Origin of the sequence: Sphingorhabdus sp. SMR4y (assembly GCF_002218195.1) — a bacterium.
Taxonomy (GTDB): Bacteria; Pseudomonadota; Alphaproteobacteria; order Sphingomonadales; family Sphingomonadaceae; genus Parasphingorhabdus.
Genome location: NZ_CP022336.1, coordinates 403,722 through 416,600, shown reverse-complemented (window position 1 = coordinate 416,600; position 12,879 = coordinate 403,722). Strand labels below are relative to the sequence as shown.

The following is a 12,879-nucleotide window of genomic DNA, read 5'->3' as shown; positions in this document are numbered from 1 at the left end:
AATGGCCCAGGCCAATCTCGGCGACGCACCGCGTTTCATTGCCTTTGCAAGTCTGTCGATGCCGCCCCAGTCTTTGAAAAAACTCGTTCACGACACATCAGCGGCAGGCGGGGTCACGGTGCTGCGCGGTTTCCCCGGAGGCAGCGCCAAACAGCTGACAAAAATGCTCACCGCCATGGCATCAAACGGCGAGCAATTATCCGCGCTCGGTATTGATCCCAGGCTATTTCGCGCTTTCGATGTCAAGGCTGCGCCCAGTTTCGTCATGGTCTCCTCCGATTTTACTCTGTGCGACGGCTTTGACTGCAAAGGTGCGGTCCCACCCCATGACCGGATGACCGGCAATGTCAGCGTAGAATATGCGCTGGAAACATTTGCGGGCGGCGCTGGTCCGGGATCGCGTCTCGCTGCGCTGCACCTTGCCCGCCTGAAGAAGGAGCGCTGAGCGATGAAGTTTTTGAACACAATTCTACTCGCCGTCATGATCATCAGTTTCTCCGCAGGATCACTACTGGCCGCGCAGGACCGTGAGGCGGCGAGAGAAGAAGGAAAAGCTTTTGCTGGCAAACAGCAGAAACGCGCGCGCGCAAATGCAAGCACGCAGCCTGATGCTTCGCGTATTCCCGGCTACACATCAAATCCAGCTGAGGCCGATTATGCCAATAATCCGGAACGTATTGAAGGCGATGCGCGGGCTGCAGCGCGCAGCCACGAAGGCATGAAAGCGATTAAGGATTCCAATACCCGGCGGGCTAAGTTTGAGATAGATGAAATCAAAGCGGTCACTGCTCGGTCTAAATCGATCAACGAAGACCCGCTTGCCTATACCAGCGATATGGAAGTTAGCGGAGCGGAGGGGCGCTGCGTTCCGCTTCCACCTTCTCCCGGATCGCCGGGCCGTTATACAGCAACCTGCAATAGCGGGGTGGCGCTGGAAGAAACAAACGAGAGCTGCAGCATCTATCTGGATGTAAGCGTCGAAGCGCGGACCCAATATCATTATCTGTGCAGCTACATCAGCCCATATGGTTTTGGCGGCGTCCCTTCTTGCGAGATATTTAACGCAAATGGATGCCGTAGGACCGGATTACGTCCAGGACCATGTTTGCAGTGGCATGACAACGGATATGGCCCGAGATACTGCGTTGAACCCGGCGAGCCCTATGTTGAAATGAGCTGCAGCGCGCCTGTCGCGGGAGAAACGCCCTACGCGACATCATCTGAGAACATTATTCAGGAAAACAAAAATGATGCCGCATGCCGGACTTTCGCCGAAGATGCAGATTGCGAGCAAACAGCCGAAACTTGTAGCGACAGCGACCCGGAAACCCGCATCATAGACGGAGTGCCGGTGACAAAACCCTGTTGGGCATGGGAGCGGGCCTATCAATGCAATGCGCGGCGCGCTGCCAATGATTGCGAGGAACTCGACAATGATCCGGCTTGCCAGTTGCTGCGGCAAGATTGCCTGAGCGAAGATAATCCCTGTTCAACGATAGAGCGCGTTTATGATTGCCCGCTTCCAGATACGCAAGGCTCAGGCAACCAGTATATTTGTGACGGCGATGTCTATTGCATCGACGGATCATGCGAGACAATCGAACGTACGCCCAATGATGAGTTCAAAGATGCCGCTGTTGCCCTCCATGCGATGGACGATGCGCGGGGACAATTTGATCCGGACACATTGACGCTTTTCAAAGGCGAGCGCGAAACGTGCGGCTCGAAAGTCTTTGGCGTACTTAACTGCTGCAAGGGGAAAGGCTTTCCGCTTATTCCCGGTATCAGTCTGCTGGTTGCGCTGGGCTGCAACACGCAAGAGATCCTCCTTCACCAACGCGATGCAAATGGACTGTGTGCCTATGTCGGCAGCTATTGCTCGAAGAAGATCCTCGGCATCTGCATCACCAAGAAGAAGGCATATTGCTGCTTCACCTCGAAATTATCGCGTATTTTGCAGGAGCAAGGCCGCGCGCAGCTTCCCAAGCCCTGGGCACGCGCGAAAGACGAACAATGTCATGGATTCTCGATTGAGGAATTCGCGCAGCTTGATCTTTCAAAAATGGATTTTTCCGAAATCTACTCTGAATTTACCGAAGCTGCCCGCCTGCCCGATGAACTCGAAGCGGCCAATGACATCCAGCAGAAAATTCAAAACTTCTACGAGAGATCAGGCCCATGAAGAACAACTTAGCCCGAAGGTTTCCCCTGCCCTTAGCGCTCGGCGGCTTGGCCGTGCTTGTCCTTGCAATCGTGTTTCTTATTGACGCCGCCATCAGTCCGGCATTTGCGCAAGGCGCAACATCCAATCCAATTGACCCACCAACCAATACCGCGCGAACCAGCGCGGATGAACTCTACTGCGAGAAGCGCCGGCTAGGCTACTGGTTCTATTGCACCAAACCAAAGCCGCCTGAAATGGAAGCGCTGCCGCCAGAACCACAGACAAGCGCAAGCGAGAAACTCGATGCGGTCACGAAGGAATTGCGCGAGCTTAAAGCCAAAGCCATTCTCGAACCAACCCGCGAGAATGTTATCGCTTATATACGCTTCCAACGCGAACAGCTCGACCGCGCGTCGCTGTTTTCGGACGTTTGGCAGCGCGCGATCTGGCAGCAACCCGATCTGGATTACACGCTCGAGCGCCCGGTTTCCACGCTGGCCAAAAGACAGTGGCAAGATGCGCGAAGCGCTTCGCGTGATACCGTCATGGCCAATCTGGGGAAACGCTACGGGCTGTTTTACTTTTTTGCTCAGAGCTGCGGAGCCTGTGAGGTCATGTCGCCAATCGTAAAATCAGTATCGGGTCGCTGGAAACTGACGGTCCGCGCCATCTCAACCGATGGCGGACCATCGAAGCATTTCCAAAATTACACCGTCGAGACCGGGCAACGCGTGCGCATGGGATTGAAGCCTAAAATTACCCCTGCCCTGGTGCTTTGGGATAGCGCGCAAAGCCGGGCCATCCCGATTGGCTACGGCATCATCTCAGCGGATGAACTGCAGGACCGTATTTATTTGCTCACATCAAAGGAAGCCGGACATGATTATTAAAAAAGCAATCGCTACGATTGCAGCCGCAAGTCTAATCATCGCTCCCCTTTCTGCCAATGTCGGAGACAGTATGGACCGGTTCATGGATGATATGGGCGGCGCTGCCAATGTCACCGGACCTACCGCATTCGAGGGCCAGTCGGCGGGCTATTATAGTCTCGGTAATGTCTGGACGCGCTTTCCCCAGAAGACGACCAATATTGCAAACTTGCAGCTACCCTCTGCCAAAGCAGGCTGCGGCGGTATTGATATTTTTGCAGGTTCGTTTTCATTCATCAACGCCAGCGAAATTGTCGCGATGCTCAAAGCCGTGGCGAACAACGCGGTCGGCTTTGCCTTCAGCCTCGCCATCGACACGGTTTGCCCGGAATGCTCGAAGATCATGCAGGAGTTTTCGCAAAAAGCGCAGCTCATGAACAATCTCAATATTAATAGCTGCGAAATGGCGCAGGGACTGGTGGGCGGTATCTGGCCAAAGGGTGATCTAGCTGACAAGGCAATCTGCGAGGCGATTGGTAATTCGGAAGGCATTTTCACAGATTATGCTGCCGCCAAACATGGTTGCGGTACCAAAGGCCAGCGCGATTCCACAAACGCCGGTGCTGGCAGTGATTACGCCGATGTAAATCCTGGCGTCGCGCGCAACTACACATGGCATATCCTCAAGAAATCCGCCTTCTTCAATCCTGGCGGCAGCTTTGACCGCGAACTCGCAGAATATGCGATGACGCTCATTGGCACTATTATATATGTACCGCCCAAAGACGCATCTCCTGGAAAATTTGTGCCGTTCGCCGGCGATGCCTCCTCGACATTAGTAACTGCATTGCTGGACGGCACATCGGGACAGACCATCAAGGTGTTTGATTGCGATGAAGCCGATCAATGCCTCGATCCAACGTTTCGCAATATGAGCCTTGCTAGCTCTAAGGCCATTCGCCCTCGTGTCGCTGCACTGATCACCAGCATGGTCGAGGCTATTCGCGCCGACACGGCGATCGGCAATGCCGAAAAAGAATTGCTGCAGGTTGCATCGGTGCCGCTCTATAAAATCCTTACCGTTCAGGCGGCTTACGGTCGCGGCATGCCAACCGATGACCGCGAGACTCTCGCTGAAATTGCCTCGGTTGATCTGCTGTTTGCGGTGCTTGAACGGATTGTTGGCGAAGCGGGTCGTTCGATGTCCACCTTCATTGGGGCGGATGAAGCAAAACTCGCGATGTGGCAAGGTCAGATGAGCGAAGTGCGCCGCGCCTTGGCGGATAGACAATCTAACAGTCAGGCCAAAGTCAGCGCTATCATGCAGATCATTGAAAAGACTGCGATGATCGAGAATATGCTCTCCGCTTCCATGTCGCCATCCATGGCAGCAGCCCTCGACTGGTCGCGCGCGGTTCAAAACCGCTCGCTGACACCTTGAGTTGGGCATAGGCAGATGGTCGAGATATTCACAATTGGCGGCGGCGAATATATCGTCAATGTCCTCAATGCCGTTGCAGCGTGGACCGGTGCAGGCGGCTATAAAAGTCTGATCCAGGTCGCCATGGTGATGGGGCTTGCATTGTCGGTGATAGTGGTCGCGTTCAATCAGGACTGGCGCGCATGGCTTCACTGGTTTTTAGGCGCAACGCTGATCTACATGTGCCTGATGGTGCCGCGTCTCGATGTCCATGTCACCGACAGGATCAATCCATCACTGGCACCAGCCGAAGTTGCCAACGTTCCCTTGGGGCTGGCACTGATGGCAAGCTTTACCAGTCAGGTCGGCGACTATCTGGTGCGCTCCTCCGAGACTGTGTTCGGGCTGCCAACTGATCTGGATTATTCAAAAAATGGAATGATCTATGGCTCGCGGCTATTTGATTCGACGCGCAGTTTGCGTATTTCCGATCCTGAATTTGCCGCCAATCTCGACGAGCATTTCCGTCAATGCGTCTTCTATGATCTGCTTCTCGGTCGCTATTCGATGAAGGAACTGTCGGCAAGCGATGACATCTGGGCGGTGATTGCGCCGGGAAGCGTAGCGCGCGCGCAAAAGTTCCTGACCCGCAATCCCGATGATAGTGTCAGCGCCAATATCATAACCTGCCGCGCGGCCTATAATGATCTGAATAGCCAATGGACCGCGATGATCGATGAGATGGGGACCATCTTTGGCCGTCAGCTCTATCCCAAACAAACCGCTGCGCTAGCAAAAGCCAAGCTATTTGCTGATCTACCCATTGCGTATAGTTATTTGAGCGGGGTTTCCAAAAACGCCAGCGAGATATTCCGGCAAGTGCTGACTATCAACGCTATGAAACAGGCGATGCACGGAATGGCGGGCTCTAGCGGCACATCAAGCGTTGATGTTTTTGCCCAGACCCGCGCCGACATCCAGACTGAGCGTACTTATAGTTCGATTGCCCAAAATGCGATGAAATGGGTACCCATCCTCAATATCGTGCTGACAGTGGTATTCTACGCACTGTTTCCGGTGCTTTTCCCGCTATTCCTGATGCCAAGAACCGGACCAACGGCACTGCGGGGTTATATTACCGGCTTCTTCTATCTCGCGGCATGGGGGCCATTGTTTGTTATTTTGCACATGATCTTGATGTTCAAAGGTGCATCTGACGTTGGCGGTGCCGCAGGCGGGACTGGGCTAAGTCTAGCAAACTTCTCCGGTATGGTTGATGTAAATAATGATATTGGCGTGCTGGCAGGATATCTGGTTGCCTCTATTCCCTTTCTCGCTGGCGGGATCGCCAGAGGCGCGCTTGCGATTTCGGGTCAAGCCACTTCTTATCTCAATCCATCGCAAAATGCAGCAGAAGAAGCGGCGCGAGAAGCCAGCACTGGCAATGTGTCGCTTGGCAACAGTAATATTGAAAATTCGAGCGTGTTTTCGAAGCAATTTGCCCAAGGGTCTATTGCGCCGAACATTTCCTATGGCGCGGCGCAGACACGCGGGTTTAGCGCAAGCGGAACGCAGACTACCAGTTTCCCCGACAACAGTTTTGACCAAGTTCCCAATTCTGCCTATCCGTTCACACCGACATTGGGGCAGGATTTTACTTCTAGGCTTTCCACGTTGGCGTCCAGCAGTCGATCACAAAGTGAAACGTTTTCAAACCTTGCCCAGCAATCGACCAGTTCTGCCGTCACCCGGTTTAACGAGCTCAGAAATACATACAGTCAGGGAAATTCTTCAGAAACCGCAGTCGGCACCAACGAAAGCAACAGCGTCAACAAGGCGTTCAGCGAGGTGGATTCAGCGTCGAGAAACTTGCAGCAGCAATATGGTCTGTCGCGACGCGCCGCCGATGACATAACAGTATCATGGTTCCTGAACGGCGAAGGTGGTCTCGGCGTAAAAGGTGAGAAAGGAGCGCTAGGAGCGAACCTCGGACTCAAAGGTGGACGAAATCACAGCTGGACCGATAGTGATATCGGAATTGCTTCGGAAGACCGCAACCGGATCATGGGAAGCCTGAACCAGATTTCTGATAGCCGTAACTGGTCCAATACCCGCGATGGTTTTGTCCGCAGTGTCAGTTCCAGCAGCAGTTCCGCCATCTCCAACAGCGCGTCGGGCCTGACCAGCTCACTTTCTGAAGCGCAAAGCTATACCGTCGAAGCGAGACGTGCAGAGGAGCTTGCCAGCCGCCTCGAAAACCAAGCGACATGGTATGAAACCAATAGTGCTGCCGGATCTTTGAACCTCAGCCAGACGTACCGTGAATGGGGTATGGCTGAAATGGACTCCAACCGAGATTTTTATGGCAATGCGCGGTTTGATGATGTGAACTTCCAGCTCAGTGCAGAAGGACAGGAGCTGCAAACGCGGTTTGTGGCAGGATATGCGGATCGGTTGCATGATGATATTGAAGATAAGCTGACACTTCCCGAGTTTGCGCCGGTGCAAAAACCAAGTGTGGGCAGCGCCGATGCCGTAAGAGGTAGTGTTCCACTCGGAGGATCAGGAAGCGGGTCAGTGTCTGCGCCGCCTGATGTTGATGGTATTCGGGACGAAGTATCCGGCGCTCAATCGCGAGGCAAAAAACGGGTTGGGACGGTTCAAGATGCGCTACAGAAACGCACCCGCAATGCTCGCGGAGCTAGCGCTGAAGCAGCCGATGATGTTAAGGAATGGAAGTGATTTAGATTTGGATGAGACCATCGTAAATTGCGACAAATATTGCGAAAGCTAGGAAAGCTATGAAGAATACGATCAATCCAAAACGTCCCCAAGGATCACGCCAAGTCTTTTTCCAAGTATAAGCGGTCAAGCTGTCCTCCGCGAGTGCACGATCAAGCTCCGATAAGCCGGGCCAGTTTTTTTCGTCAACAGATTGAGTCTTTTTATCCTCGGTCATTTTTCCTACTCCAAGTTCTTGGTTCGGTAAGGACCAAGCCCCCTCTTCTCTTCAGCATAACCGAAAACGAGAGGATAGTCATTTTGAAAAAGCACTGTGCAAAAGCGGCCAACAACATAATGAGACTTGAGTTTGTGGCCGAACGCCTCATTATCCAGAAACTTACCTGCCATTGAGCACCGCGACGGAGACATCTGGAATTGATTGAACTACTTTTACTTGGCGCAAGCATCGTCGCGGCTGGCGAAACCTTTGAATGTACGCCCATCCGTGTCTGGGACGGTGATGGACCTATCTGGTGTGCGGAAGGACCTAGAGTGAGATTGTCTGGCATCGCTGCGCGTGAGATGGATGGTTCTTGCACAAGCGGTCATCCTTGCCCCGAGTCGAGCGCTATTGCCGCAAGGGATGCACTAGTAAAACTGGTGGGAAAACCCACCGGAAAATCAAGAGAAGGACATATCCTGGTGTCCGGTCCCAAGATGATTTGCCGTTCCGATGGTCGCGCAGGGGGTTCTCGAACCGCTGCCTGGTGCATATCACCCAAATCTGGAGATCTTTCGTGTGCGATGACTAAAGGTGGTTGGGCGCTGCGATGGGACAAATATTGGAAGACGCACCGCTGTGATGGATAGTCGGGTCTCCTTGCAAACAAGAATGGCAAATTTATTGTTTAGCACGGAAGTTTGCTTCTTCGCCTGGATGATTATCGGCTGGCCGCTTTGTAACCTGGTTCAAAAATTGCTTTAATCTCGCAGGTGGGATGTATGCTATTTCAAAAATCGAGCATTGAGATAAACGCTACCAGTTCTTTGACCTCAGTATCGGATAATGTCGTTGGGACAGTATCTTCGGGAGCAGCTTTCATTCTTCGGTAAAAATTTGATCGCTCTTGGATGCTCATTTTTTGAAAGTTCGCCACTCTCAGTGGATCAAAGTGAGCGACAATTGCCTCATCCAAAGTTCGAAGCGATCCGGAATGGCCATAAGGAGAAGTCTTGGTCGCGTTGTAAAGAGGTGGCGTCCGAAACAAAAAACGATCAGAAGGGTTAAACGTCACATTGTAACGCCCCTCATCATTGCCAAAGCCGTTTTTTCCAAAGCCTAATTGAGGAAATGGAATTGAATGGAAATCAAAATCCGAAAAGTACGGGCCGTTGTGACACGATGCACATCGACCTCTTCCATAGAAAGTTATGCCGCCGTTCAATTCATTTTGCGTGATTGGGCCATTTTCAAATACAAACCGATGGAGTTTCGTTTTCTTAACTCGGAAATTATGCCGAATGAACTGAGCTACAGCATCACCGATTTCACTAAAGGTAAGGTTTTCTAACGGTTTTTGGTAAGCCTTTGCCAATTGAATGCCCAAGTCTGGATCTTGTCTGACTCTACCGGCAAGTGTATTGAAAACCACTTCTGCCGATCCAACATCCTCCGTCACTAGGTCTTTACGAACCTCCGGGGTATCGGCTATCATTTCGCGAAGCTCTACAAAAGGGAGGTGCACAGCCACTACCAAAGGGTCAGAAGATGGAGCAAAATCACCAAACTGGCTCACCACTACCCCGTTTTCAGATTGTACTTTGCCATCCCAGAAAAAAGTATCAAAGTTAGGTCCGCCACGCCCCCAAAGCGGCAAAACATTGCGCGGAATAATCTGGCCACCGCTTGCCATTCGAGCACCGCCTTCGCCCGATGCACCTGCACCAACTGCATTGGGCAGACCGTCGACTGACCCGAATTTATCTAGATGGCAGTCCTGGCAAGAAATATTGCCATTTAAACTTAGCGTTTTTGAAGCAAATAGCTTTCCGCCAATACTACGTTTGGCACTATCTGTCTTCGATTGCAGTGCGCCAACAGATACAAAACCATTTTGAATTGAGGCTTTCCGCAAAGTTTCGATTCTCAGCGTGTCCGTTGCCGGACCCATTTTTTCTTGAGTATAGCTTCCAGATGATTGTTGTTCACAAGCGCTGGTCAATGGAATGAGCAGCAGGTAGAAAAGTAACTTAAAATCGAATTTCATGGGTTGCGACAACTTCTTCCAGATCGGTACTTCGCTCTTCTACGGCTAACAATCGCATTTTAGCTAACTCATTTTCCCTCAAACCCCACTGCATCAAACGTTTCTGATATAAATCGTAGTCCTGACAGATGAGCAATCCAACTTCAGCTGAATAGAGTTCGCTGCCAACATCATCCGAAGACCTTTGGGCGCTACGTTGCCGCGCTTGTAAATGATCTCTCATGGCAACGTCGCATTTTTCCACAAGCGCTCCATATTCCGATTGATTTGCAAACATCACTGCCTGACGCCAAATCGGCATAGCTACCCAGGCCATTGCGACACCAATGAGAAGCACGATCAAATGAGTAGTAATTCTATTCCGCAACAATTTTAAATGCATCCAAAACTTCTGGAGTGATTGTGCCTGTTACCTTGAGGTCAAAGTCTGTCTGGAATTTAACCAACGCAGCGCGAGTTCCCGAACCTGCAATTCCGTCGATTAACCCGGTATAGTATCCATAGGATTTCAGGCCAATCTGAACGCGTCTTACAACGTTTTTTATCGCGTCATCCTGGGGTTTAAAGAACGTATTTGGAGCAATTGCGGGAGATTGAGGAAGCACCGAACTTGGCGGCGTACTCCTCGTATTGCGCGATGGCTTAGGCGCAGGGGTCGTTTTCGGACGGCGGATCGGGGGAGGTGTATATACTGGAGACTTAACCCTACCGCTGGCCCCGGACCGATGGCTACTATGCGACGAATGGCTTGAGTGGGATCTATGCTGTGCTAGCTGGAAAGAATGTTCTTGTGCAAACCTCTTGATAACAGCATCGCCTTCAGGATCTTTTCCACCGGAAGCGATATTGTTAGTTGCAGCAGATTGTGCAGTTGGAAAAGGCATAATGCCGGCCATTGCCAACGAGGAAATCAGAAACTTTCGTTTACTCATAATGGAGAAACTTCATCGAGCATTTCGGCAGGATGCCATTCAAAAAATCCAGAACAAGTTTCCTTCTTGCTGCACATCAAACACTTTTCCCCAAAACGCTGTTTCCAGTCAGATATTGAATTTACAGCAAAATTGCGATGAAATTCTGGCAAATGACAAAGCGGCACGTTGAATAGCTTTGTTGGTATACCGAATAAAGAAGCGACATCCAGTGATTGGGCAATTGGATTGAAACTCTTACGAAAGTCGACGTAAAGAGAGTCCCATCTATTTCTTGCAAAACCGATATTTTCTAGCTGCATCACGGACCATTGCTCGATAAAGTGCAGCAAGCCTGCAATATGCCGCGCGAGAGCGGGGAACGAATTGAGATTGGTTTGAAGCACAACAGTTCTAAGTTCAATTTTAGCGCCGGACAAAAGCAACGTATCAAAACTCTGATGCAATCGCTCATACGCTCCTGTTTTAGCAACGATTTCATCATGTTCAGCGGCATCATTGGAATATAACGGGATTCCCCAAACAACCTTTCGGAACAGTTCCTGACGCAATTGACTGATGTCGCTTGTTTCAAAATGTTGGCCATTGGTAAGGACATGAAATTTCAAATCCGGACGTGCTTTCAACACCGTTTCGAGAAGTTGAAAAACCTCCTGTTTATACAACGTCGGTTCCCCGCCGGTAATTCCGATTGTTATGCCGTTGTCAGCTAAAAGACAGGCCTGAACAAATAGACCGAAGCGGTCGTGATGGGTTTTCTTTGGCGGCTGGGAGCACATCACACATAGTTGATCACAGCGTTCGGTGACTAACAGTGAATTTTGAGTGGAACCAGCCCTTATAATGCGCTCTGCATTGCCCGCAGCAGGCGTCACAATTACGATATCACCATCCAAGTCTTGAATTCCGGGTCCAACGATCTGGAACAATCCGTTCTCGCCGCTGAACACCGATTGACTCTCGCTACTTTCGATGCACCAACTTTCCCATGGAGAATCTGTCCGGTTTTTCGACAATCGAGTTACGAATGGTTTCTCGGCATCCGAAACTGCGGGAAGCATTAGCGGGATCATATTGACTCGCCCAATGTAATTGAATCTCCACTCAACCCTAGCCAGTGACGCAACGAATATTGGACTGCATCTTCATTTGAATAAATCAGAGAAAAAGCCAAATCGAAAATACTCATGTGGCGCTTGCAGAAGTTTGTCTCGTGTCTGCGTAGGTCGATCCGGCCATATCTTGAAATATCGTCGATTATGTCGCGTCCACAATAGGGCTGGTAGACGCAATTTTGACAATCTGGATCATCTGCATTTGTCGATGCTTCGTTGAGTGCTCGTCGTTCTGGAGAATCCCAGCCGGTAGCTATATCGCCTATGGTCAAATCAATAATCCCCGATCGTGAAAGCATGCGAGCCTCATCTGTTGGGTAAATCTTGCCATCAAAATCAACGACAATATAATCTACGCCGACGGGATTGGGGCTACGCAGGTCCACATGTCTATCAAGGCCTGGCTTGAAAATTCGATTCAAACAATGACTGAAATAAGTCTCTTCAATCACTTGATCGCGATTGTCCCAATTTCTCGCAATGAGCCTGTGGATGAATTTTGAATAATACGCACCCCAATGACCTGATTGTTCGATGGATTCCGGGTGTTGTTTTCTGGCAAAGCCTTGATAGTTGATTGGTCGCAGATAAATGCTCGTAAAACCGCGCGAAACGAATGCCTCTACAAGGCTATCAATCTCGGGAGGATCATTCGGATTGACAGTTGGTAACGCGGAAATTTTGCCTGGGCCATATCGCTTGAGAACTAAACTCAAGTTTCTTTCGAATTGTGAAGTGGATGCATCATCTTGAGTTCTTTGAGCCTTGTGAGTAATTAACGAACCATCCAACGACGTGCTAATTTGTACATTCTCTCTATTGAAAATAGTCAAGATTTCTTCATCAAGTCGCTGCAAATTGGTACATATCACGGCTGTCATGTCGGGAATATGTGATCCTGCGTCTAGGACTGCACTTATAAGATCCGGTCTCAATGTGGGTTCACCGCCCTGAAACTCGATCTTGAGTGACCGCCCTGAAAACTGTTTGATCAAGCCAGTTATTTGTCCGAGTGTCGCTTCATCCCAATCATAGCCTTCGGCATTCTCATTGGCCCGCGAAACCTGACAATAGCTGCAAGCGAGGTTACAACGTAACGTGGGGACCAAAATAAGATATTCCAAACCTTCAACGTTTGTCTTGCGACGTGCCTGAGCGAATAGCGACGCATGCTTTACCAACTTACTGCTTTTTATAAGATGTCGCTTTTGCAGGAACTTCAGTTCCTGATCAGATAACTCATTGCTACCGATCCGGCTCAGCAGGTCATGTTGACCTTTAAAAAAACGACCTTCTTCATTTGCAAAAATGTGACGATCGGAAACTGTGCGCGATCTTAAATTCGGAAGACCGTCCAATTCCTCCATTCCAAGAATCCACCCCTAACG

General features: G+C 50.6%; 11 protein-coding genes. 5 read left to right on the top strand and 6 right to left on the bottom strand.

The features are described 5' to 3' along the window. Position 1 precedes the first annotated feature (1 nt). Genes trbC through SPHFLASMR4Y_RS01885 form a run of 5 tightly spaced genes read left to right on the top strand, consistent with a single transcriptional unit; the run spans position 2 to position 7,195 of the window. Positions 2-445 carry a type-F conjugative transfer system pilin assembly protein TrbC gene (trbC, locus tag SPHFLASMR4Y_RS17295; RefSeq protein ID WP_260807034.1) on the top strand — a complete coding sequence of 148 codons (444 nt, stop codon included), beginning with the start codon at positions 2-4 and terminating at the stop codon, positions 443-445. 3 nt (positions 446-448) lie between these two features. Then, positions 449-2,182, top strand: coding sequence for a conjugal transfer protein TraN (locus SPHFLASMR4Y_RS01900; RefSeq protein WP_089132056.1), 1,734 nt, complete (start codon positions 449-451; stop codon positions 2,180-2,182). Then, positions 2,179-3,054, top strand: a complete 876-nt coding sequence (locus tag SPHFLASMR4Y_RS01895; RefSeq protein ID WP_089132055.1) for a conjugal transfer protein TraF — start codon at positions 2,179-2,181, stop codon at positions 3,052-3,054. Before SPHFLASMR4Y_RS01900 ends, SPHFLASMR4Y_RS01895 begins: the two co-directional genes overlap by 4 nt. Beyond that, on the top strand, positions 3,044-4,474 hold the full coding sequence (locus SPHFLASMR4Y_RS01890) for a conjugal transfer protein TraH (RefSeq protein WP_089132054.1): 1,431 nt from the start codon (positions 3,044-3,046) through the stop codon (positions 4,472-4,474). Before SPHFLASMR4Y_RS01895 ends, SPHFLASMR4Y_RS01890 begins: the two co-directional genes overlap by 11 nt. A 15-nt stretch (positions 4,475-4,489) precedes the next feature. Then, positions 4,490-7,195 carry a conjugal transfer protein TraG N-terminal domain-containing protein gene (locus tag SPHFLASMR4Y_RS01885; protein ID WP_089132053.1) on the top strand — a complete coding sequence of 902 codons (2,706 nt, stop codon included), beginning with the start codon at positions 4,490-4,492 and terminating at the stop codon, positions 7,193-7,195. 1 nt (position 7,196) lies between these two features. Here the strand turns inward: SPHFLASMR4Y_RS01885 and SPHFLASMR4Y_RS01880 are convergent, their stop codons facing one another. The 6 genes from SPHFLASMR4Y_RS01880 to hxsB all read right to left on the bottom strand — a co-directional run bounded on the left by SPHFLASMR4Y_RS01880 (position 7,197) and on the right by hxsB (position 12,858). Continuing rightward, the gene (locus tag SPHFLASMR4Y_RS01880) at positions 7,197-7,412 is read right to left on the bottom strand and encodes a hypothetical protein (protein ID WP_089132052.1); all 216 of its coding nucleotides are present in this window, start codon (positions 7,410-7,412) and stop codon (positions 7,197-7,199) included. A gap of 775 nt (positions 7,413-8,187) precedes the next feature. Continuing rightward, complete coding sequence (locus SPHFLASMR4Y_RS01870) at positions 8,188-9,444, bottom strand: His-Xaa-Ser system-associated MauG-like protein (protein WP_201295700.1); 1,257 nt, start codon at positions 9,442-9,444, stop codon at positions 8,188-8,190. Continuing rightward, positions 9,428-9,826 (bottom strand): TIGR03982 family His-Xaa-Ser system protein, encoded by a 399-nt coding sequence (locus SPHFLASMR4Y_RS01865; protein ID WP_145955436.1) that lies wholly within the window; start codon positions 9,824-9,826, stop codon positions 9,428-9,430. Before SPHFLASMR4Y_RS01865 ends, SPHFLASMR4Y_RS01870 begins: the two co-directional genes overlap by 17 nt. After that, the gene (gene hxsA / locus SPHFLASMR4Y_RS01860) at positions 9,801-10,376 is read right to left on the bottom strand and encodes a His-Xaa-Ser repeat protein HxsA (RefSeq protein WP_089132048.1); all 576 of its coding nucleotides are present in this window, start codon (positions 10,374-10,376) and stop codon (positions 9,801-9,803) included. The genes SPHFLASMR4Y_RS01865 and hxsA overlap by 26 nt, the downstream gene beginning before the upstream one ends. Further along, a complete protein-coding gene (hxsC, locus tag SPHFLASMR4Y_RS01855) occupies positions 10,373-11,449 on the bottom strand; it encodes a His-Xaa-Ser system radical SAM maturase HxsC (protein WP_089132047.1) in 1,077 nt (358 codons plus the stop codon). Before hxsC ends, hxsA begins: the two co-directional genes overlap by 4 nt. Further along, complete coding sequence (hxsB, locus tag SPHFLASMR4Y_RS01850; protein ID WP_236554115.1) at positions 11,446-12,858, bottom strand: His-Xaa-Ser system radical SAM maturase HxsB; 1,413 nt, start codon at positions 12,856-12,858, stop codon at positions 11,446-11,448. Before hxsB ends, hxsC begins: the two co-directional genes overlap by 4 nt. Positions 12,859-12,879: the final 21 nt, after the last annotated feature.